This window comes from Aeromonas sp. TS_SC_11 (genome assembly GCF_057318915.1).
Genome location: NZ_CM170470.1, coordinates 4,506,724 through 4,528,037 on the forward strand (window position 1 = coordinate 4,506,724; position 21,314 = coordinate 4,528,037).

Here is a 21,314-nt window from a genome sequence, read left to right on the forward strand (position 1 = left end):
CTCAAAGGCCGGTGAAACAGTTCAGGCTTGTCAGGTGACAAACGTACCCAGCGGATGAAGACAAGTTCCAACTCCCTGTGGAGCCCTGGCCTCTTGAGTACGTGCGGTCACTTTATGCCATGGTCACTGAATCAAGGCTGAACCATGACGCAGTTGGCATTCCCTCCCTGTTTCTGCTTACAACTTGATGCCGAGCGACTGGCGCAGATAGGCACCGGCGCCGAGCAGACCCGGCCCCTCGTGAGTAATGAGGAAGACGGGGATATCCTTCAGATAGGATTTGAAACGCCCCTTGTCTTCAAACGCCACCCGAAAGCCCGAGCCAATAAAGAACTCCTGAAAACGCGGCACGATGCCGCCTGCGATATAGACGCCGCCGAAGGTGCCCATGTTGAGCGCCAGGTTGCCGGCAAAGCGACCCATCAGCACACAGAACAGGCTCAAGGTACGGCGGCAATCCAGGCAATCCCCCGCCAGCGCCCGCTCAGTGATGTCTTTGGGGGCCAATGCCTCTGGCTCGCGCCCATCGGACTTCACCAGACCGCGATAGATGTTCACCAGACCGGGGCCGGAGAGCAGCCGCTCGGCCGAGACATGACCAAGCTCGGCGCGCATGACCTGCAGCACAGCATCCTCTTCTTCGCTGTTGGCGGAAAAATCCACGTGACCGCCTTCGCCCGGCAGGCTCAGCCATTGCTCGCCCGCCTGCACCAGGTGGGCGACACCAAGGCCGGTCCCCGCCCCATAAATGGCGATGGGTTTGTCCGCCACAGGGGCCCCGCCCCCCAGCTGGATGCGATCGGCTTCTGCCAGCACGGGCACCGCCATCGAGACAGCGGTAAAGTCATTGATCACCTGCAAGCGGGTCAGGCCCAGATTGGCCTGCATCTCGCCGATGGAAAACTCCCAGCTGTGGTTGGTCATGGCGACCCAGTCGCCGTTGATGGGGCAGGCGATGGCGATGCAAGCCTGGCTCACCTGCGCATCGTGTTCGTCCAGATAGAGGCGCACCACGGCTTCGAGGCTGGGATGGGCCAGCCCGGAATAGGTCTTGGCCCGGGAAATGGTGCCGGTCGCCAGCTCGCACAGGGCCAACCGTGCATTGGTGCCACCGACGTCACCGACCAGCGCATGGGTATGCTGCATAACATAACTCCTTCGTTACTTGGGTCGGGGCGGCGCTTACCGTCCCGCAATTATTATTTGGCAGCAATTCTACCCGAGCCCCTCCCCCGGCGGCGTGTTTGATCAATGCAACTGTGCACCCGCTCACAGTGTTGTTGCTTTGCAACATTTGTAAGCGTTTTCATGGAGTGAATGGAAGTTTGTAACCAAAAAGACGAAATAATTAGACATGAGTCATACTTTGCAGGGCCGAGATTAGTTTCAATAAGAGCTTGTCTTGTATAGTCATCCAGTTGATTGGAAACATGCTTAGCCGTGAATTTAGTGCAAAGACACTGAAGCTAAATTACAAAAATGCCTGGTGGTGATGATGAATACCCTTGATAAAATTACTAACAATTTGGAAAGTTTCAGTAAATCAGAGCGTAAAGTGGCCGAGGTCATTCTGGCCTCACCACAGACGGCCATCCACTCCAGTATCGCCACCCTCGCCAAGATGGCTGACGTCAGCGAGCCGACCGTCAACCGTTTCTGTCGCCGTCTCGATACCAAGGGCTTTCCCGATTTCAAACTGCATCTGGCCCAGAGTTTGGCCAATGGCACGCCTTACGTGAATCGCCACGTGGAAGCGGAAGACGGTCCCGAGACCTATACCGCCAAGATCTTCGAATCCACCATGGCCTGTCTGGATGCCGCCAAGAACAGCCTGGATATCTCCGCCATCAATCGCTGCGTCGATATCCTGACCCAGGCCAACAAGATCAGCTTCTTTGGCCTGGGCGCCTCCTCCGCCGTGGCGCGCGACGCCCAGAACAAGTTCTTCCGCTTCAATATTCCGGTAGTGAGCTTCGATGACATCGTCATGATGCGCATGAGCTGCATCAACAGCAGCGAAGGGGATGTGGTGGTGCTGATTTCCCATACCGGCCGCACCAAGGCGCTGGTGGAGATAGCCGCGCTGGCCCGCGAGAACGATGGCACAGTGATCGGCATCACCGCCAAAGACTCGCCGCTGGCCCGTGAGTGCAATCTGGTGCTCTCCATGGATGTGCCGGAAGATACCGACGTCTACATGCCGATGGCGTCACGCATCGCCCAGCTGGCGCTGGTGGATGTACTGGCGACCGGTTTTACCCTGCGCCGTGGCATGAAATTTCGCGAAAACCTGAAGAAAGTCAAAGAAGGTTTGCGCGAATCCCGCTTTGATACTCCCCACTCCTCCTGAGGCAACGGGGGCCCCGGCCCCCGGCTGTCTATGCCACCCACCTTGGTGTAGTATTGTAATTTAGTAACAGAAGCCACCCAGATGGCTTGCAAGCGGGTGCTATGGGTCATGCGCTTGCCGGGGCAGTATCTCAAGTCATATCAACTTCAAACTGGAGTCTTTCATGCCAAGACGTACAAAGATTGTAACCACACTCGGTCCGGCGACCGATCGCGAAGGGATCCTAGAGGCGATCATTCGTGCCGGCGCCGACATGGTGCGGATGAACTTCTCCCACGGCACCGCTGAAGACCATATCTTGCGCGCCAATCAGGTGCGTGACATTGCCGCCAGGCTCGGCCGCCACGTCGCCATCATGGGTGACCTGCAAGGCCCCAAGATCCGCGTTTCCACCTTCAAGGATGGCAAAGTCTACCTGGCCATCGGTGACAAGTTCATTCTCGATGCGGCGCTCGGCAAGGGCGAAGGCTGCCAGGAACAGGTCGGCATCGACTACAAGAGCCTGCCCGACGACGTGATTGCCGGTGACATACTGCTGCTGGACGATGGCCGCGTGCAGTTGAGAGTCGAGCTGGTCGAAGGCACCCGCATCCACACCACAGTGACGGTGGCGGGCCCGCTCTCCAACAACAAGGGCATCAACAAGAAAGGCGGCGGTCTCTCCGCCCCGGCCCTGACCGAGAAAGACAAGGAAGACATCAAGACTGCCGCCCTGATGAACGTGGATTACCTGGCCGTCTCCTTCCCCCGTTGTGGCGATGACCTGCGCTATGCCCGTGAACTGGCCCGCGAAGCCGGCTCCAACGCCAAGATTGTCGCCAAGGTCGAGCGCGCCGAAACCGTCGCCACCGACGAGGCGATGGAAGACATCATCCTCGGTTCCGATGCCGTCATGGTAGCCCGTGGCGATCTGGGCGTCGAGATCGGCGATCCCGAGCTGGTCGGCGTGCAGAAAAAGCTGATCCGTCACTCCCGCCGTCTGAACCGCGTCGTCATTACGGCGACCCAGATGATGGAGTCCATGATCAACGCCCCGTTGCCGACCCGTGCCGAAGTGATGGACGTGGCCAACGCCGTGCTGGATGGCACAGACGCTGTGATGCTCTCCGCCGAGACCGCCGCCGGCCAGTTCCCCATCGAGACTGTCATGTCCATGGCCAGCGTCTGTGTGGGTGCCGAGAAGCACCCAAGCCTGAACGTTTCCAACCACCGCATGAGCTACACCTTCACCTCGGTGGAAGAGGCAGTCGCCATGTCTACCATGTATGCCGCCAACCACCTGGAAGGGGTCAAGGCAATCGTGGCGCTGACCGAATCCGGCACCACACCGCTGCTGATGTCCCGCATCAGTTCGGGCCTGCCTATCTTCGCCATGTCTCCCCACAACAAGACACTGGCCTGGACCAATCTCTACCGTGGCGTCACCCCGGTGCTGTTCGACGGCGACGAGACCAAGCCGGTCTACGAAGTGTGCCGCGACGCGCTGGATGTGCTTAAAGCCAAGGGGCTGGTCCAGAGCGGCGACATGGTGTTGCTGACCCACGGCGACAAGATGGAAACCGTGGGCAGTACCAACACCTGCAAGGTGATGATGGTCGAGTAACTTCCCCATCAACAAAAACGGCTCCCGCGGGAGCCGTTTTTAATGGACTGATCTGGACCTCAACCGCGAAACAGTTCGACCTTGTCACCATGGCGCAGGCTACCTGCACCGCGTACCACCACCCTGTCCCCCTGCTTGAGCGCCCCGCTCACCGCCACCTGCTGACTGTCACCAAACAGCACTGTCACCGGCACCCGGTTGACCTTGAGCCCCTTGCCGCTCTGCTCCACCTGATAGACAACGCTCCCCTCGGTATTGAGCACAAGGGCATCCCGTGGCAGCAGCATGGTGTGCTGCTCACCCAGCGGCAACGCCACCCGCACCGGCGACCCTATGATGAAGCTGGCCGATTCTGGCTTGAGGCGCAGCTCGATGAGGCGGGATTTGGGATCGGCACTCGCCGCCCGCTGGTAATAAATGCCATGGCCGCTGAGCTGATCACCCTCAACCCGCAATCGGGTCCGGGGCTCCAGTCGCTGAGCCCAGACAATGGGGGCCTGCAGGCGGATATCAGGCTGATCCGGGTTGACCAGCTCCAGCGCCTGCTCGCCGGCATCCACATGCTCCCCCGGCTGGATGAAGTGGTTGTTCACCACCCCATCGAACGGGGCGAAGATATGGCTGCGACGCAACTGCTCCTCAATCTGGCGTACCTGCACCCTCGCCAGCCGCTCGGCAAGCGCGGCCTGCTCCACCTCGTAACCGGCCTTGTCATACTGGCTGGCTGAGGCACTCTTCTGTTGGTGCAGTCGCTCGAGACGCACAAACTCGGCCTTGGCATAACGCACATTGCTGGCCCACTTGGCCTGCTCGGCCCGCGCCTGTTCCAGTGATAGCTGCAACGCAGCGCTGTCGAGACGCAGCAGCTCGTCCCCCGCCTTGACCCGGCTGCCGAACTCGGCAATCCACTCCACCCGTCCGCTCACCTCGGCACTCAACGCCGCCTGCTGACGACTTGCCACAGTGCCACTGACCCAGATGCTGGCCGCCGCATCCCCTTGGGTCACATCGGCAAGGGTCACCATCTTGCCTTGGGCCAGGGCGGGAAGTACGCCCCCCGCCAGCAGGGCCGCACCCAGTACCATCCTTGTGAAAATTCGTTTCATCGATGAGCTCCTTGCTCAGGCCCGCTGCCGCAGGGCGAGCGGTGGCTGTTCAGTCTGCTCCCCCAGCCGCAGAAAGGCGGGTAACAGGATCAAGGTAAACAGGGTGCTGCAACTCATGCCGCCGACGATGACGGTGGCCAGTCCCCGGTAGATTTCGCTGCCCTCGCTCGGGCTCAGCATCAGCGGCAACATGCCAAAGATGCTGGTGAGACTGGTCATGGCGATGGGCCGCATCCGGCTTCGCAGCGCATCTGCTACCGCACATTGGCGACTCATGCCGTCCCGCTCGGCCGAGCGGGTCTGGTGCACCAGCAAGATGGCGTTGTTGACCACCAATCCCAGCAGAATGACGAAGCCGATGATGGTCAAGAGATCCATCGGCAACGGCACCAGCATGCCGCTCAGGTGCAGCGCAAGCACACCGCCGACAGAGGCGAGCGGCAAGGTCAGCAACACCAGAACGGCATCCTTGAGAGAGGCAAACACGCCCCACAGCAGGATCAGCAGTATGACCACGGCGAACAGGAAAATGGCACCCAGATTGTCCAGCGCCTGTTGCAGACTGTCGGCGTTGCCAGCGATCCGCAACTCCCCACCAACGGGCAGCAACGGGCGGATGGCGGCAAAGCTCTTGCCTTGAAGGGTGTCGAGCACCTGCTCCATGCTCATCCCCTCAGGCGGTGTGATCTGCAGGCTGATGCTGCGCCGTCCATCGACCCGCAGGATGCTGGCCGGCCCCATGTCGTGTTCCACCCGCAGCAACTCACCCAGGGGGACGATACGGCCGGACGGCGTCGCCAGCGGCACCGCCTTGAGCTCATCGGGGTTGGCGGATGTCTGCCCCATCAACATGATGTCGAGCCGCTCCTCCCCATCAAAATACTCTCCGACCCGCAGGCCGTCGCCGAAGGTCTGGATGATGGCGGGCATGGGGGTGCGATCCCAGCCCACCTCGGCGAGACGCCGGTCTTGGGGCACCAGCCGCAGCTCGGGGGCGGTAAAATCGAGATCCGGCTCGGGCCGGACCTGGGCTCCCGGCAAATCCCGCTTCACGATGATCATGCTGGAGCGCGCCGCCTGATAGAGCTCAGGCAGATTGCCTCCCTGCAGCAAGAGAGAAATACCGTTCTCGCTGTCAAAACCGCCAAACAGGGAGCCCTGGCCACCGAATGTCTGGGTATCGGGAATGCCCACCAGCAGTTGCTCCATCAGCAGGCTTTCCAGCTCCTTGATGCGGTTCTCATCCTTGGGCCTCACCCCAATCTGGGCACCGCCCGGGTAGCGCATTATGTAGTAGTTCTTGAGGGCCGGCTCCTTCTCCCCCTTCATGTAGGGAGAGAGCCGGGCGATCAGGGTGTCGATCACTTCTTCCCGCTGGGCCTTGAGATTAAAACCCGGGGTGAAGCTCATCCAGACATCCACCGCATCGCGTTTTACATCCGGCAGGTAATCCATCTTGGGCAGCAAGGCCCAGGTCGCCAGGGCTGGCAGACTCATCATCAAGATGATGATGCTCCAGCGGCGAGGCGCAGTGCCAGTCCAGCGGATCACATGGCGGGTCGTGCGCTGCCACAGTGAGTCATAGGGATCGACCAGTCGCTCGCGCCCCATCCAGCGCGCCGCTACCGCAGGCAGTACTGTGACCGCCACCAGCATGGAGACGGTCACGGCGCAGGCGATGGTCAGCGCCAGATCGGCAAACAGTTGGCCCTCCACGTCGTTGAGCAGCAGTACCGGCAAAAAGATGGCCACAGTGGTGAGGGTGGAAGCCACCAGCGCCGTCCACACCTGTCGGGTACCCTCCAGCGCCGCCTCGGCCTTGCTCAAATCACCCCGCTCATGGCGCCGGTAGATACTTTCCAGCACCACTATGGCGGCATCCAGCACCATGCCGACCGCAAAGGCGATACCCGCCAGCGAGATGACGTTGAGGGTCCTGCCCAGTACCTTGAGCAGACAGAAGGTGAGCATGATGCTGATGGGAATGGCGAGCGCTATCATCAGGGTCGCCTTGAGCTGGCGCAGAAACAGCCAGAGGATGGCGCAGGAGAGCAGCACGCCGAGCCCCAGGTTGGCCGTCACCATGCCCACCGCCCGGTTGATGTAGAGGGAGGCATCGAACGATTGCTCCATGTGCAACCCGACCGGCTCCAGCACGTCGCGGTTGAGATCGCTCACTTTGACCTTGATCGCCTCCAGCGCCGCCAGGGCATTGGCACCGCTCTCTTTGAAGATCTGCGCCGCTATGGCGGTATTGCCATTCTGGATGCGCAGTACCGGGTTCTCTTCCCGGGATAGCCTGATCTCTGCTACATCACGCAGATAGATGGGCAGACCATCGCGCCAGTCCACCACCTTGTCCCCCAGGGTATCGACGTCATAACGCCCTGCGAAGCGCAGCTTGTATTCCCAACGGCCTATGTCGAGGGTACCCGCCGACACATCCCAGCCGGTACTGGCCCGGCTGGCGAGCACGGGGATCTCCACCCCCAGCTCGGCGGCGCGATAGGGGTCGAAACGTATCTGGATCTGGCGCTCGTTGATCCCCTCCACCTCCACGGTCGATACCCCGGGGATCCGCTCCAGCTCAGGCTTGACCCGCGCCTCGATCAGCGCCTGATGATCGTCAATCTGTCCCTTGGCACCGGGCAGTTGCTGGATAAAAAAGAAGGTGAGGGTGTCGTTGCTGCTGTAGTTGTTGACGTAGGGGCCACCGATCTTGTCCGGCAATCCCGAGACCCGGTTCAGCCGCGAAATCACATCGAGCTGGGCCCGCTGCATGTCGGTGCCCAGCGCAAACTCCAGATCAATTTCGGTAAAGCCGGGAAAGCTGTTGCTGGTGAGACTCTTGAGCCCCTGCACGCCTTGCATCTCCTGCTCGATGGGGTCGGTGATTTCCGACTCCATCTCCTGAGGGGAGGCCGAGCGCCAATCCACCGAGATATTGAGGTGCGGGCGGTCTATGTCGGGGAACAGCTGGATGGGCAGCCCCCGAATGCTGAGCAGGCCCAGCAGAAAAATCAGCACGATCGACACCACCACCCAGATGGGGCGTTCGATCGCCGTTTTGGCGAGGTTCATTCACTCTTCCTGAGTTGTTGTTATCGGCCATTCCGCTGGCCTTGCTTCCTGCCCCAAGGGTGGGGGCCATTGCATTAAACTGGAATTAATCCAGGTTGTAAATGCATGGTTAACAAACAAAAAAACCGGCCAGATTGGCCGGTTTCTCATCAGGTTCAGTGCCAGCGACTCAGTCAGGCGGCATGCACCACAGGGTTCGGCTGAGACAGACCTTCCAGCTCGCCAGGAGCAAAGTTGTCCACCTGGATGGCTTCGTAACGCAAGGCATCGGCAGCCAGCAGTTTGTCAGCCTCATCCTTGCTCAGGATGGACTGGGACAAGGCGGCATCGACCAGCTCGGGCAACGCCATCTTGCGGGGCAGCTTGCCCTCTTTCTGGGCCTGCACCAGCTTCTTCTCGTAGGGCTGCACCGCCACCATGGCCAGGAAGGCTCGCTCCATCAGACCGACGGGATCCGCGTCATCCTTGCCCACGTAGCACAGTGCCGTCAGACGATCGCGGAATTCACCCGGCTTCATCATGGCCAGACAGATGGCATGGCAGCGATCATCGGCCGGCATCTGGTAGCCGACGCCGAACGGGAAGACGACCCGCTTGAGCACGACACCTACCACCTTGTTCGGGAAGTTCTGGAAGAAACCATCGAACGCCTTGCCAATCAGGTAGAGGTTGCGCTCCACTGCATACTGCACGAACGGCAGATCGGAGACCATGCGGCCCTGATCTTCGTAATGCTTGAGGGTGGCAGAAGCCAGATAGAGGTGGCTCAGCACGTCACCCAGACGGGCGGAGATCATCTCCTTGCGCTTGAGATCGCCACCCAGCATCAGCATGGAGACATCTGCGCACAGGGCCAGCCCTTTACTCATGCGAGCAAGCTGCTTGTAGTAACGGGCCGTCTCGCCCCCTACCGGGGAGCCATTGAACTGACCCAGGGTCAGCCCCTGGAACAGGGCGCCGAAGAAGTTGCCGGCACCAAACGCGATATGTTTGAGAAGCAGGTCGTCGAACTTCTCGAGGCCACGCTCAAAATCAGGATCGGCCGCCGCTTCCATCTCGCCAAACACATAAGGGTGGCAGCGGGTAGCCCCTTGCCCGAAGATCATCAGGTTGCGGGTCAGTATGTTGGCCCCCTCCACCGTGATGGCCACCGGAATGCCCATGTAGGCATAACCAGTGTAGTTTTTCGGACCCAGCTGAATGGCACGACCGGCATGGATGTCCATGGAGTCATCCATGATCTGGCGCGCCATTTCGGTCATGTGGTACTTGGAAATGGCAGTGACGATGGCCGGAGCCTGACCCAAGTCCAGGGAACCTGCGGTCATGCGACGGGCCCCTTCCAGCTGATAGGTAAGGCCGCCGATGCGGGCCAGCGCCTCTTGCACCCCTTCAAACTTGCCGATGGACATGCCGAACTGCTTGCGCACGTAGGAGTAAGCCCCCACTGTGCGGCTCGCCATGTGACCACAGGCGGTGCCAAGGGCGGGCAGCGAGATGCCGCGACCGGCGGAGAGACACTCCACCAGCATGCGCCAGCCACGGCCGGCGTAATCCGGGCCACCGATGATCCAGTCGAGCGGAATGAACACATCCTTGCCGAAGGTCGGGCCGTTGAGGAACGCCAGCCCCATGGGGTAGTGGCGATCGCCAACCCGCACCCCTGGGTGGCTGGTCGGGATAAGCGCGCAGGTGATGCCGAGCTCTTCCTTGTCACCCAGCAGCTTCTCCGGGTCATAGAGTTTGAACGCCAGACCCAGCACGGTAGCGCGCGGGGCCAGCGTGATGTAACGCTTGTTCCAGTTCAGGCGGATGCCAAGCACTTCCTCACCCTTGTACTGACCCTTGCAGACGATCCCCTTGTCAGGGATGGCGCCAGCGTCAGAACCGGCTTCCGGACCGGTCAGGGCAAAACAGGGCACTTCCTTGCCATTGGCAAGACCCGGCAGCCAGAAATCCTTCTGGGCCTGGGTGCCGTAGTGCATCAGCAGCTCGCCCGGGCCAAGGGAGTTCGGCACCATGACGGTGACCGCCACGCTCAGACTCTTGGTGGCAATGCGAGTCACTATGGTGGAGTTGGCAATGGCCGAAAACTCGCGACCGCCATAGGATTTCGGGATGATCAGGGAGAAGAAACCCTCCTTCTTCAGATAGTCCCACACCGGCTCCGGCAGATCTTTGGTTTCGTTGACGATCTTGAAGTCATCCACCATGGCGAGCAGGGTCTCGACCTGATTGTCGATAAAGGACTGCTCTTCGGCGCTCAGTTCGGCCTTGCCGTAACCGTGCAGTTTTTTCCAGTCGGGGTTGCCGCGAAACAACTCGCCATCCCACCAGACGGAGCCGGCCTCCATGGCCTCCCGCTCGGTGGCCGACAAGGGCGGCAATATCTTCTTGAAGATGCCGAACACGGGACGGGTTACCACCTTTTTACGGATGGAGGGCACGCCGAGCACGACGGCTATCGCCAGCACCAGCAGGATAAGCAATGTGATCATACCGAAGTTCCTTCTATTTCACTGTTTCCGTTGATTTATTGTTGGTTGTTACACGGCCAGGGAGAGCCTGGTCGACTCCACGGGCGCCCCGACACCAGACGCCAGATAAGGAATTACATTGCGCACCAGCCCTTCCACATCGAGCTGCTGGCCAAAGTCGGCCAGGGCGATGTCGCGCAGGGCATCGGCGGAGGCCATGGTGAACACGACGGTGCCCAGAGTGAAATGCAGCCGCCAGAAGAGGTCTGCCGGTGACAGAGCCGGATTGGCCTTGGAAATCGCCTGGGTGATCCGCAACAAGATGGGGCCATAGTGAGCCGTAATGAAGCGGCGCAGGTGACCCTGACTGTCGATATAGCCACGTCCCAGCAGCTGCATGAAGATGGCGGGGCCATTGGCTCGCACCGCAACCAGCTTCATCAAGGGATCAACAAAGCTTTCAAATACCTGCAGCAGGGTCAACTGCTCCTGCTCCATCAGGGTATGCAGTCGTGCATCCAGATCCGGCATAAACAAGCTCAGATAGCGATCAAGCACAGCCTGGATCAGCTCCTTTTTGGAGCCGAAGTGATAGTTGACCGAGGCGAGGTTGACATTGGCTTCACTGGTGATCAGACGCAAAGAGGTATCGGCGAATCCCCGCTCGGCAAACAACACCTCGGCGGCATCAAGAATACGGTTTTTGGTATCGATTTTACTCACAGGACACCTCACTTAAAACGAATGTTTAAAAAGTACGTTTCACAACCATTTGTGTCAAGAGAATGTGAACATATGTTAGTGAAATGTTTTTGCTAAAAAGGGGGAACAAGGCGGGAACTTAGCTGACAAACAGCACTCTATATCTATGCCACTGCAATTAAACATTAAGTCTCGCCCAACCTGCTCCATGCTAGTTGGGCATTTTTTTGCCCTGTTGGTATTGGTGCCGATACAGGGGCAAAAAAAACCGTCGCTGGGAGCGACGTCGGGGAAAAGAGGTTGCACCATCCTGATCCAACCCATCGATGCGAGTTCAGGCTTTCATCGATTTGCCCATCATGGCGGCCAAGCGTGTTCAAACTTTGTCAGCGCCCCCGCAATTTGTGACAAAGTATGACAAGCCACAACATGGTCTCGACCCGCCACCTTTGTTATGCTGGCGCCTCACGCCAGAAGGGGAGAGAAGATGAAGTATACGGTCGATACCCACACCCATACCGTCGCCAGCACCCACGCTTACAGCACCATTCACGACTATCTGCCCATCGCTCGCGCGAGGGGGATCAAGCTGTTTGCCACCACTGATCACGGCCCCGACATGGCCGATGCACCTCACTTCTGGCACTTCGTCAATCTGCATGTGTTGCCACGGGTGGTCGACGGGGTCGGCATACTGCGCGGCATAGAAGCCAACATCAAGAACATTGATGGCGAGATCGACTTCCCTGAGCGCTACGAGTCGCGGCTAGACATGATAATGGCAGGCTTCCACGAACCTGTATTTCCCCCCTGCGATCAGGCAACTCATACCCAGGCCATGATCAACGCCATCAGGAGCGGTCGGGTCGACATGATAAGCCATCCGGGCAACCCCGCCTTCCCCATCGACATCCAGGCCGTGGTCAAGGCCGCCGCGCAATACAGAGTGGCGCTCGAACTCAACAACTCCTCGTTCAGCCATTCCCGTCCGGGTAGCGAGAGTAACTGCCGCGCCATCGTTGAAGCGGCGCGCGACCTCGGTGCCTATCTCACCTTCGGCTCCGACTCCCACGTTGCGTTCAGCCTTGGGAATTTCGAACACTGCCACCGACTGGTGACAGAGGCACACTTCCCCGAGGACAGGATCCTGGCGCGCTCTCCCCGCGCCCTGCTCGATTTTCTCGAGAGCCGCGGCCGAGCCCATATCCCGGAGTTTGCAGATCTCTGATCGTTTGGCCGTAACACAATGAGCCAACTCATAAAAGTGAGACAGGCTCATTGACTTGAACCTGCATTTTCGGGAATCTGGCCACACGCCGGTATAGCTCAGTTGGTAGAGCAGCGCATTCGTAATGCGAAGGTCGGGGGTTCGACTCCTCTTACCGGCACCAGATATATAAGGGTTAACCACATATGAGGTTAACCCTTATATATTTTTGGCTGACACACAAAATGTGTCATCACAGTTGACGCCGGGTGCCCCATTGGGAACACGATGACTATCTGATGCCATCAGGTCAGTCTAGAGAGCTCTAACGCCGATCAACACAGGCAACAAAAAGCCCGCAATGCTTTAAGCGATGCGGGCTTTTTATATTTGTCGGCTTGCACGAGGCAGCTGAATGGCGGAGAGACAGGGATTCGAACCCTGGGTGGCATTGCTGCCACAATTGATTTCGAGTCAATCCCGTTCGGCCACTCCGGCATCTCTCCACGGGGCTTAACTTTTACCGGACCAGGCCTGATAAATCAACTTGAATCTCTTTAAAGATCAAATGACTGTCGATAAAAAAGACAATGTTGCTGCGCTTGTGACCATGATTGCTGCTATGGTCCGGGGCACGACACGCAGGCACAGTCCTGAGCCCGAGCGCAGGTGATCCCACGCTCTTGGTACCGTCCAGACGCCCATGTCGCCAGACACAGGCTATGACAGATACCGGCTTGTTCACCGTCCTGCCCTGCACATGACCCCATTCGTCGCATTATCCGGCACTGTCATAACAAAGTGTGAAAATTCCTCAAAATAGTGACTTATCCAGAGCAGACTCCTCTGTACCCCTTGCGGGACAGGCTGGTAATCACGAGTGGATTGGTTAACAATTTCACTTCTTTTTTCTGGGTGGGTAGTGGCCCGCCTTCACGCGATCTGATAGGAAGTACCATGTTCAATGCTCGAATCGTCTCACTGCTGCTGGTGACAGCCAGCCTCTGGACAGCGCCAAGCTGGGCTACAACCTATCCCTTGCCACCGGCTGGCAGCCGCCTGATCGGTGAACTGGAGGACTACATAGTCCAGCCAGATGAACACCTTGAGCTTATCGGCAAGCACACCCAGATTGGTTTTTTGGCACTGCTCGAGGCAAATCCCGGGGTTGACCCCTATTTACCCAAACCTGGCACACGCCTGACCCTGCCGACCCAGATGCTGCTGCCGGATGTGCCCCGGGAGGGCATAGTCATCAACCTGCCAGAACTGCGCCTCTACTATTTTCCCAAGGGGAAAAATGAGGTGATAGTGCTGCCCATCGGGATTGGCGATATCGGGAGAGAGACGCCAGAAATGACCACGACAGTGATCGCCAAGAACCCCAACCCGACCTGGGTGCCCGGCCCCATGGTGCGCAAATCCTGGCTGGAGCAAAAGGGGATCTCCCTGCCTGCCGTCGTGCCGCCGGGTCCGGACAACCCTCTCGGCAAATTCGCCATGCGCCTCGGTTATGGCAAGCGGGATTACCTCATTCACGGTACCAACAAGGAGTTTGGTGTCGGGCTGCGAGTCAGTGCAGGCTGCATTCGCTTGCGTCCTGACGATATAGAGGCACTGTTCAAGCTGGTTCCTGTCGGCACGACAGTGCGCGTGATCAATCAGCCGGTCAAGACCGCCATCGAACCCGATGGCAGTCATTGGCTGGAAGTTCACTCCCCCCTCTCCCGCACCGAACTGGAGCTGGAGCAGGGCGCCCCCCTGATCCTCTCACCCGAGGTAGAGGCCTTTATCGCAGCGTCCGAGATCGACGGTGACAAGGTGGCTGCCGTGCTGAACAATAAGAACGGCATTCCACGCCCCGTCAGCGGCTAACGGCAACCCTGTGTTCATGAAGGACTTTCCATGAGATACCGCTTCTGGTTCTTGCTCTCTCTGTTGCTCAGCCCGATGGCGCTGGCCGATATCCTCTGGATGCACAACGGCGATCGACTGACCGGCACCATAGAGGAGATCACGGATGAACAGGTGCGCATAGCGCTGCCCTACAGCTCGCCGGTCACGGTCAAACGCGAGGCGGTCAAACGCTGGCGCCTCGAAAAACAGGACAAACCAAAACCGACGGTAAAAACTGGCATCACCCTGCTTGCTCTCACTCCGGATGACTCGCGTGCCTGGCTCTGGACAGGCAGCAGCGATCTGAACGTGAAGCTGAAGCACAGCGACAAGAAGACCAACAACGTCAACCTGAAAGCCTCCACCGAGGTGGCCAACCTCGACTGGCGTTATACGTTGGATGGAGAGTACATCTATGAAACCGCCAACAACGTCACCAACAGCCATGAGTACCGGTTCAAACCCATGCTGGACTTCTTCTTTGATGAGAACTGGTTTGTGCGCTCCGCCGTCGACTATGAATACCAGATGCTTGACCCCGACTACATGAATCTGGGTTATGCCTCAGGCCCGGGGTACAGGTTCTGGAACGATAAGCGGCGAAGACTGGAACTGATCAGTCAGGCCGGTCTGGAGCGTACATACTTCAGGCCGGATGACATCAACAGCCCCTTAATCACGGATTTGTTCGATGAAAGGATCATCAACTATCCCTTGCTTGGGCTTGGCTGGGATTACCGCCAGCCAGTCACCCTCTGGTCAGAAAAGCTGGAGCTGTTCAGCAAGGGGAACTACAAACGTTACCTGGCACAGCCTTCGCCCTATCTGATCAGAGAACAAGCCGTACAGGGCAGTCTGGGCCTGCGCTACTATTTCAACGATCATTTGCGTCTCTCCTGGTCGAGCGAGCTCGACTGGGAAGATGCCCGCCTAAACACGCCCGACTACTCGCTAAAAAACAGCAAGGAGTGGCGCCATCTCATCAGCCTGGGAGCCAGCTTCTAGTCATCAGGGCAAACCATTCGGCGAGTGGATGAGCCCCAGACAGGCGGCACAACGCCAGAAATAAAACAGGCTCACCGAGGTGAGCCTGTTTTATTTCAATACTATTTACGCCACGGCGGTGACAACCGTCACGACATCAGAAGTAGATCCGGGTGACGGATTCAATGACGCAGCCGGGACGACGAATGCCCTCAATCTCGACCTTGATCTCCTTGAGCAGCTCAAGACCGCCCTTGATCGGTGTAACCCTCAGCAGCTTGGTACGTGCGCGGATGTTACTGTCCACCTTGATTGGATACGGAAAACGCACCTGATCCAGCCCGAAGTTCACCACCATGCGGGCAGCCGGAAACTCGGGGGTCGCTTCATTGATACTGCCCGTCAGACGTGGCAACAGCGCCAGGGTCAGAAACCCGTGGGCTATGGTGGTCTTGAACGGTGACTCGGCAGCAGCACGCTCAGGGTTTGTGTGGATCCACTGGTTGTCGCCGGTCACGGCGGCAAACTCATTGATCATCTGCTGACTGACCAGCAACCACTCTCCCACATGGGTCTCTTCACCAATGCTCGGCTGCAGCGCAGCAAACAGGGCCGCCGCCTCACCACTCAGTTCAACCGCAGTCTCGTCAGTCTGCACTGGCTGACCATTGGCGGTCTGCACTTGCCGTACTGACTGGCTGTCAGCTTGCAGGTCCAGCACACGCCCCAACAGAGGGTGGAGGTGTGCCTTTTGCTGAAACTCACGCCAGTAGTCACGGATCGCCGGAGAGAGCCAATCCTTGAGCTCAAAGGGGTGCTGCGCCAGGATTTCGCGCTTGCGCTTCAGAAAATCGACAACCTTCATCTACCGATCCCTATTCAATTCAAAGCCTGTAAAGAGGTCTAACCAGTCCTATTTTATGAAAGTTTCAACTGCAAGTGCAAAAAAATCTCAGCGTACAGCTGTACCAAGCAAAGAAGTGGTCACTAACACAAGTACGGCAAGCCTGATGGAACAAGGAGGAAAACGATTATCATGGCAGGTGCTTGCCACCGTGAGTACAGATATCGAAAGAGGGGGATACCGACAGGAGGCAGCCCCTCCCCCCGTCAAACATCGCCACGAGGCGCGGGTTGCCACCATTGCCCACAGGCGACCTCATCCAGGAAAGACCAGGCGAGGATCCGGCTCACCTTGTTGCCTTGCGCCATGTCGATCACCCGCACCTGACGGGCCCCGACCTGGGCCAGCGTCTTTTTCGCCGCCGGCAGGTTCTCCTTCTTCGACACCAGCGAGCTGAACCAGAGACACTGGGCAGCAAACTCCTTGCTCTGGGCAATCATGGTGGCAAGAAACCCGGCTTCTCCCCCTTCACACCAGAGCTCGGCCTTCTGGCCGCCAAAATTGAGCACTGGCTGCCCCTGCACGGTTTTACCAAGATTGCGCAGCTTGCGCTCACTGCCCTTGCTGGCCTCATCGAGCGATCCATGGAACGGCGGGTTGCACAGGGTCAGGGCGAAGCGCTCCTGCGGGCTTATGATGCCGTGAAAGACGTGTTTGGCATTGCCCTGATGGCGGCACTCTATCTGCCTGCCCAGACCGTTGCTTTTGGCCAGCAGAGCCGCCGCCTTGACGGACACGGGGTCGATATCGGACCCAACAAAACGCCAGCCATACTCGCGAGCTCCCAGCAGCGGGTAGATGCAGTTCGCCCCCACCCCTATATCCAGTACCCGCACGCCCTTGCCGGTCGGGACGCTGCCCGCACTCTCGGCGAGCAGATCCGCCACCCGATGCAGATAATCCACCCGTCCCGGAATGGGCGGGCAGAGATAACCCGCCGGCAGATCCCAGTGCGCAATGCCGTAGTGCAGTGCGAGCAAGGCCTTGTTCAGCGCCTTGACGGCGGCAGGATCGGCAAAATCCAGGGTCTGGGTACCGTGCTCGTTGACGAATACCAAGGGCCTCAGCTCGGGGGTACGCTGGCATAGCGCATCGAAATCATAGGGAGCCTGGTGGCGATTGCGTGGGTGCAATCCGGATTTGCGGTCGGAGTGGGTCTTCATGCTGGGCCTGCCGAGGGAAAACGGGCCCACACTATAGTGATTTGGCCCCAGAAAGTCTAAATAGCAGCCACAAAAAACCGGGCTTCAGGAGCCCGGTTCAAGTGAGGTTGGAAAAACAGTCCGTACTGCGAGCCGTTTGTCCAGCCTGACTCAGATATCGATCCGGCGTGCTTGCCAGAATCTGCTGCGCCAGTAGGAATTGTCCAGCTTGGAGCGCGTCACACCAGCACGGGTAGAGGCATGGATGAATTCACCATTGCCCACATAGATACCCACATGATTGAGACGACGATTTATCTTGAAGAAAACCAGATCACCTTCGACCAGATCTTGTTTGGAAACGCGAGTGCCTTCATGGACTTGGGAGCGGGTATCACGGGGTAATTCGATGCCGACGGCATTGCGGAACACTTCACGGGCAAAAGCGGAACAATCTATGCCGCGTTCGCTGGTACCACCAAAACGATAAGGGGTACCGCGCCACTCTTTGTACACTGTCAGGATTTCATTCACATCTGGGGTTTGCGAAGCTTCCGGTTCAATCACGGGTTCCATCATGGAAACTTCAATCTTGCTCGCAACCTCGGGCTGGGGTGCAGATGCACAACCCACCATTCCGAGCGCGACCAGTAGTAGTATCAGGTGGCGCAATCCTTTATCCCCGCAATGAGTAAAACTTGTTAAAATACGGCCCGGAAGGGCAATTTATAAGGCAACAGCACCCGACTATATCCAAGAATTCTATCGAGGCAAGCGAAAATCCCTATCGACATCACATTTTCGCAAGGAAATGCATTATTTTTCATGATTAATGTGATCATGACCAAACAATATACAATCTCGAAAGCGCCCGTGCAGACTCGATCAAACTGACTTTTATCGCTGTTTCAGTCCTCTTTTAAAGTGAAAAATCATGATCTCTGTGGATCTCTATTTGTTAAAACCCGCTCGGGTCAGCGCAACTCAGTTGGCCATGCTGCCAGAAACGCTTTCACCAACAGAGCTGCAACAGTGGCAGGAGATCCAGCATCCGGATCGGCGCCAGGAATTTCTGGTCAGTCGGTCACTGCTTAGGTGCTTGCTGGCCGCTCGCCTTCAATGTCAGGCCAGCGAACTGCTTTTTTGTACCCATCTCCACGGCAAGCCGGCGCTGAGTGACCTGCGCTGGCAGTTCAACCAGAGCCACAGCGGCGACTGGCTGGTGATCGCACTGTGTGCCACAGGACCGCTCGGGGTAGACATAGAGATGGGCAGGCGCCGCCGGCAGACGTTGCCACTGGCCAGACGCTTCTATGCCACCAGCGAGTATGAGTGGCTCGCCGCCCTGCCGGCAGAAGAGCAGGACGGCGCCTTCTATCGGCTCTGGTCACGCAAGGAGGCGGTACTGAAGGCCCATGGCGGCGGCATTGCCGCCGGGCTCGACAAGGTTTGCTTTCTGCCGCAAGAGGGATGGCGCCTTGATAACCGGCTCGATGAGCACGAATACCGGGTGCAGGATTGGCCTATTGGCAGTGGCTGGCTCAGCCTCGCCGCCCCGACCCTGGCCGTCAACGGTTACCTGCTGGATGAAAACTTGAAATCCACCGCTATCAACCCCATGTTAACTCACACCATTTTCCAAGAGTCAGCCTCATGATCGTCGACATCAATCCCCAGAATTTTCAAGCCGCACTGATCGATGCTTCCATGAAAAAGCCGGTCGTCATCTATTTTCACGCACCCCAGATGCCGGAATGTCAGGGCATGACCCCGCTGGTGGAGTCACTGGTTGGACCGGACAATCCCCAGGTAACCTTGGCCAAGGTCGACATGAACGATCCGCAGTTGCAGCCATTGGCCAGCCAGCTCGGCCTGCGTGCCCTGCCCGCTCTGGTACTGTTCCATCAGGGGCGCCCGGATGAACAAGCCATTCTGGAAGGGCCTCAGGATGAAGCTACCTTGCGCCACTACTTTGCCGCCTTCGCTCCCAAGGAAGAGGAGCTGTTGTTCGAGAAGGGACAGCAGGCACTGGCAGACGGTCAGGCAGATGTGGCCTATGCACATCTCACCAAGGCCCACCAGCTGGCGCCGGATCGCCACGACATCAGCCTGTGGCTCATTCAGGCGGCGCTGGATATCAACCTGCTGGATGAAGCCCAGGAGCTGCTCGGCAAGATCCCCATGGCTGCGCAAGATGACCACTACCAGACCCTCAGCTCTCGTCTGGCGCTGGCGCTGCAAGCCGCAGACAGCCCTGAGCTGCGTGCGCTGGAGGCTCGTTACGAGCAGGAGCCGGACAATTTCGCCCTGACCCAGGAGCTGGCGGTGCAATACAGCCAGGCGGGCCGCCAGGAGGAAGCACTGGCGCTACTGTTCACCATTCTCAAACGCGATCTGGCCTTTGGCGATGCCAAGAAGACCTATCTGGACATTCTGACCACCATGGGTGCCCATCCGGCCGCGCAGAGTTACCGTCGCAAGCTATACAGCCTGCTCTACTGAGTAATGAAGGGATAAAAAGTGAGGGTGATGCCGAGAGATCGGCATTACTCTGACAAGGCGAGAGCATATGGAAGAAAAGCGGGGGAATTGACGAATTTCAGGCAAAAAAAAATGGCGCATGAATGCGCCATTTTTTCGCATGGATTACTTCTTGTAGGAAGTAGCCATGTTGTCGATGCGCTGGTTAGCACGCATAGCTTCTTGCTTGGCTTCTGCAACATCAGCAGCAATCTTGGATTGATCAGCACGAACTGCGCTAACATCTTGAGCCAGTTGGTCAACTTTGTTAGACAGATTCTGAACGGAGGTTTCCAGTTCGCTGGTGTTTGCACAACCGCCCAGCAGAGCGGACAGACCAACAACACCTACCAACAACAATTTTTTCATTTTTAAAAGCTCCCTTTAACTCGCCAGACGTTTAGCAAGCGGCGTGATTATGGCACAAAAGAATCATACTTTGGATAGGCCTCATCACAGATAAATGCATTAAAACCCTCATTTTTTTTTAGTTGCACACTTTATGCGCAAACTTTAATCAAAAACGAGTGCCTCTGGATGAGGTTCGCACAGAGCGTAACCAAATTTTGTGCTTATTACAATTTCGTATGAGGCTCAGGCAGAACGTTCTGACAGCAATTGACGATATTGCACCAGGTCCTCGATGGTCAGCACAGGCATCTGATGCAGGCGACCGAAGGCAACCAGGTCTGGAAGACGAGCCATGGAGCCATCTTCTTTGGTCAGCTCACATAAAACCCCGAACGGTTTGAGGCCGGCAAGCTGCATCAGATCGACTGTGGCTTCGGTATGGCCGCGGCGCGTCAGCACACCACCGGTACGAGCCCGCAACGGGAAGACATGGCCTGGGCGATGCAGATCGGACGGTTTGGCACCATCGGCGATGGCCGCGCGAATGGTCGTGATGCGATCGGCCGCTGAAACGCCCGTGGTAACCCCTTGCGCCGCCTCTATGGTGACGGTGAAAGCGGTCTGATAGTGGCTGGAGTTTGCCTCCACCATCATGGGCAACGCCAGCTGGCGAACGCGCTCATCGGTCAGACAGAGGCAAACGATGCCGGAACACTCGCGGATCATCATGGCCATCTGTTCATTGGTCATGGTTTGTGCGGCGAAAATGAGATCCCCTTCGTTCTCCCGATCTTCATCGTCGGCCACCAAAACGCCGCGACCGGCGCGCAAGGCCGCGAGCGCCGCTTCGACGCGCGCAAGGGGATCACCAAATTCACTGAGTAGAGACTGATTCATGGTAAGACTCCTAAATAAGACAAGGACCAGAATCAGGGCATGGAAAGGCAGACAGAGATAGGTATGCAGCGGCCGGCCCAACGAGGGCATGCCT

Annotated in this window: 17 protein-coding genes and 2 tRNA genes; 8 read left to right on the top strand and 11 right to left on the bottom strand. The window is 58.1% G+C overall.

Translation table 11 applies throughout. The features are described from left to right. Positions 1-177: 177 nt before the first annotated feature. A complete protein-coding gene (glk, locus tag AC1P02_RS20765) occupies positions 178-1,146 on the bottom strand; it encodes a glucokinase (protein WP_113722011.1) in 969 nt (322 codons plus the stop codon). A 349-nt stretch (positions 1,147-1,495) separates the two neighbouring features. Between glk and AC1P02_RS20770 the strand changes: the two genes are divergently transcribed. Further along, complete coding sequence (locus AC1P02_RS20770; RefSeq protein ID WP_165484139.1) at positions 1,496-2,350, top strand: MurR/RpiR family transcriptional regulator; 855 nt, start codon at positions 1,496-1,498, stop codon at positions 2,348-2,350. A gap of 163 nt (positions 2,351-2,513) precedes the next feature. Further along, positions 2,514-3,953, top strand: a complete 1,440-nt coding sequence (gene pyk, locus AC1P02_RS20775; RefSeq protein WP_017412636.1) for a pyruvate kinase — start codon at positions 2,514-2,516, stop codon at positions 3,951-3,953. A gap of 59 nt (positions 3,954-4,012) precedes the next feature. On the opposite strand, the gene AC1P02_RS20780 is transcribed toward pyk, so the two are convergent. From AC1P02_RS20780 to psrA, 4 genes are all read right to left on the bottom strand, one after another. Further along, positions 4,013-5,059 (bottom strand): efflux RND transporter periplasmic adaptor subunit, encoded by a 1,047-nt coding sequence (locus AC1P02_RS20780; RefSeq protein WP_339023271.1) that lies wholly within the window; start codon positions 5,057-5,059, stop codon positions 4,013-4,015. 15 nt (positions 5,060-5,074) lie between these two features. Continuing rightward, a complete protein-coding gene (locus AC1P02_RS20785; protein ID WP_485183226.1) occupies positions 5,075-8,140 on the bottom strand; it encodes an efflux RND transporter permease subunit in 3,066 nt (1,021 codons plus the stop codon). Between the two features lie 173 nt (positions 8,141-8,313). After that, the gene (locus AC1P02_RS20790) at positions 8,314-10,638 is read right to left on the bottom strand and encodes an acyl-CoA dehydrogenase (RefSeq protein WP_087755250.1); all 2,325 of its coding nucleotides are present in this window, start codon (positions 10,636-10,638) and stop codon (positions 8,314-8,316) included. Between the two features lie 48 nt (positions 10,639-10,686). Then, positions 10,687-11,340, bottom strand: coding sequence for a TetR family transcriptional repressor PsrA (psrA, locus tag AC1P02_RS20795; RefSeq protein ID WP_021138409.1), 654 nt, complete (start codon positions 11,338-11,340; stop codon positions 10,687-10,689). A gap of 466 nt (positions 11,341-11,806) precedes the next feature. On the opposite strand from psrA, the gene AC1P02_RS20800 reads away from it, so the two are divergent. Then, positions 11,807-12,547 (top strand): phosphatase, encoded by a 741-nt coding sequence (locus AC1P02_RS20800; RefSeq protein WP_021138408.1) that lies wholly within the window; start codon positions 11,807-11,809, stop codon positions 12,545-12,547. 87 nt (positions 12,548-12,634) lie between these two features. After that, positions 12,635-12,710 (top strand) — tRNA-Thr (locus AC1P02_RS20805). 232 nt (positions 12,711-12,942) lie between these two features. Here the strand turns inward: AC1P02_RS20805 and AC1P02_RS20810 are convergent. Beyond that, positions 12,943-13,032, bottom strand: a tRNA-Ser gene (locus tag AC1P02_RS20810). 451 nt (positions 13,033-13,483) lie between these two features. On the opposite strand from AC1P02_RS20810, the gene AC1P02_RS20815 reads away from it, so the two are divergent. Together AC1P02_RS20815 and AC1P02_RS20820 are read left to right on the top strand one after the other, a co-directional pair. Continuing rightward, entirely contained in the window at positions 13,484-14,401 is a 918-nt protein-coding gene (locus AC1P02_RS20815; protein WP_290025387.1) for a L,D-transpeptidase family protein, read from the top strand. 30 nt (positions 14,402-14,431) lie between these two features. After that, positions 14,432-15,427, top strand: coding sequence for a DUF481 domain-containing protein (locus AC1P02_RS20820; protein ID WP_429234844.1), 996 nt, complete (start codon positions 14,432-14,434; stop codon positions 15,425-15,427). Between the two features lie 136 nt (positions 15,428-15,563). On the opposite strand, the gene AC1P02_RS20825 is transcribed toward AC1P02_RS20820, so the two are convergent. The 3 genes from AC1P02_RS20825 to AC1P02_RS20835 form a co-directional block, all read right to left on the bottom strand. Beyond that, positions 15,564-16,271, bottom strand: coding sequence for a MaoC family dehydratase (locus AC1P02_RS20825; RefSeq protein ID WP_021138405.1), 708 nt, complete (start codon positions 16,269-16,271; stop codon positions 15,564-15,566). A gap of 245 nt (positions 16,272-16,516) precedes the next feature. Beyond that, entirely contained in the window at positions 16,517-17,473 is a 957-nt protein-coding gene (gene rlmF, locus AC1P02_RS20830; RefSeq protein WP_485183230.1) for a 23S rRNA (adenine(1618)-N(6))-methyltransferase RlmF, read from the bottom strand. A 150-nt stretch (positions 17,474-17,623) separates the two neighbouring features. After that, positions 17,624-18,088 carry a C40 family peptidase gene (locus AC1P02_RS20835; RefSeq protein ID WP_042468626.1) on the bottom strand — a complete coding sequence of 155 codons (465 nt, stop codon included), beginning with the start codon at positions 18,086-18,088 and terminating at the stop codon, positions 17,624-17,626. Between the two features lie 298 nt (positions 18,089-18,386). Here AC1P02_RS20835 and AC1P02_RS20840 point away from each other — a divergent pair, with 298 nt between their 5' ends. After that, positions 18,387-19,109, top strand: a complete 723-nt coding sequence (locus tag AC1P02_RS20840) for a 4'-phosphopantetheinyl transferase family protein (RefSeq protein WP_485183232.1) — start codon at positions 18,387-18,389, stop codon at positions 19,107-19,109. Further along, on the top strand, positions 19,106-19,954 hold the full coding sequence (locus tag AC1P02_RS20845; protein WP_058393396.1) for a tetratricopeptide repeat protein: 849 nt from the start codon (positions 19,106-19,108) through the stop codon (positions 19,952-19,954). Before AC1P02_RS20840 ends, AC1P02_RS20845 begins: the two co-directional genes overlap by 4 nt. A gap of 144 nt (positions 19,955-20,098) precedes the next feature. Here the strand turns inward: AC1P02_RS20845 and AC1P02_RS20850 are convergent, their stop codons facing one another. Then, positions 20,099-20,341 carry an Lpp/OprI family alanine-zipper lipoprotein gene (locus tag AC1P02_RS20850; protein ID WP_005334342.1) on the bottom strand — a complete coding sequence of 81 codons (243 nt, stop codon included), beginning with the start codon at positions 20,339-20,341 and terminating at the stop codon, positions 20,099-20,101. A gap of 225 nt (positions 20,342-20,566) precedes the next feature. Next, positions 20,567-21,220, bottom strand: coding sequence for a 3,4-dihydroxy-2-butanone-4-phosphate synthase (gene ribB, locus AC1P02_RS20855; RefSeq protein WP_005316761.1), 654 nt, complete (start codon positions 21,218-21,220; stop codon positions 20,567-20,569). Positions 21,221-21,314: the final 94 nt, after the last annotated feature.

Coding starts and splice junctions, on each gene's coding strand:
- AC1P02_RS20780 (WP_339023271.1), bottom strand. CDS start 5,059: ATGAAACGAATTTTCACAAGGATGGTACTGGGTGCGGCCCTGCTGGCG.
- pyk (WP_017412636.1), top strand. CDS start 2,514: ATGCCAAGACGTACAAAGATTGTAACCACACTCGGTCCGGCGACCGAT.
- AC1P02_RS20815 (WP_290025387.1), top strand. CDS start 13,484: ATGTTCAATGCTCGAATCGTCTCACTGCTGCTGGTGACAGCCAGCCTC.
- rlmF (WP_485183230.1), bottom strand. CDS start 17,473: ATGAAGACCCACTCCGACCGCAAATCCGGATTGCACCCACGCAATCGC.
- AC1P02_RS20800 (WP_021138408.1), top strand. CDS start 11,807: ATGAAGTATACGGTCGATACCCACACCCATACCGTCGCCAGCACCCAC.
- AC1P02_RS20790 (WP_087755250.1), bottom strand. CDS start 10,638: ATGATCACATTGCTTATCCTGCTGGTGCTGGCGATAGCCGTCGTGCTC.
- AC1P02_RS20850 (WP_005334342.1), bottom strand. CDS start 20,341: ATGAAAAAATTGTTGTTGGTAGGTGTTGTTGGTCTGTCCGCTCTGCTG.
- AC1P02_RS20820 (WP_429234844.1), top strand. CDS start 14,432: ATGAGATACCGCTTCTGGTTCTTGCTCTCTCTGTTGCTCAGCCCGATG.
- AC1P02_RS20770 (WP_165484139.1), top strand. CDS start 1,496: ATGAATACCCTTGATAAAATTACTAACAATTTGGAAAGTTTCAGTAAA.
- ribB (WP_005316761.1), bottom strand. CDS start 21,220: ATGAATCAGTCTCTACTCAGTGAATTTGGTGATCCCCTTGCGCGCGTC.
- AC1P02_RS20845 (WP_058393396.1), top strand. CDS start 19,106: ATGATCGTCGACATCAATCCCCAGAATTTTCAAGCCGCACTGATCGAT.
- AC1P02_RS20840 (WP_485183232.1), top strand. CDS start 18,387: ATGATCTCTGTGGATCTCTATTTGTTAAAACCCGCTCGGGTCAGCGCA.
- AC1P02_RS20825 (WP_021138405.1), bottom strand. CDS start 16,271: ATGAAGGTTGTCGATTTTCTGAAGCGCAAGCGCGAAATCCTGGCGCAG.
- AC1P02_RS20785 (WP_485183226.1), bottom strand. CDS start 8,140: ATGAACCTCGCCAAAACGGCGATCGAACGCCCCATCTGGGTGGTGGTG.
- glk (WP_113722011.1), bottom strand. CDS start 1,146: ATGCAGCATACCCATGCGCTGGTCGGTGACGTCGGTGGCACCAATGCA.
- AC1P02_RS20835 (WP_042468626.1), bottom strand. CDS start 18,088: ATGGTGGGTTGTGCATCTGCACCCCAGCCCGAGGTTGCGAGCAAGATT.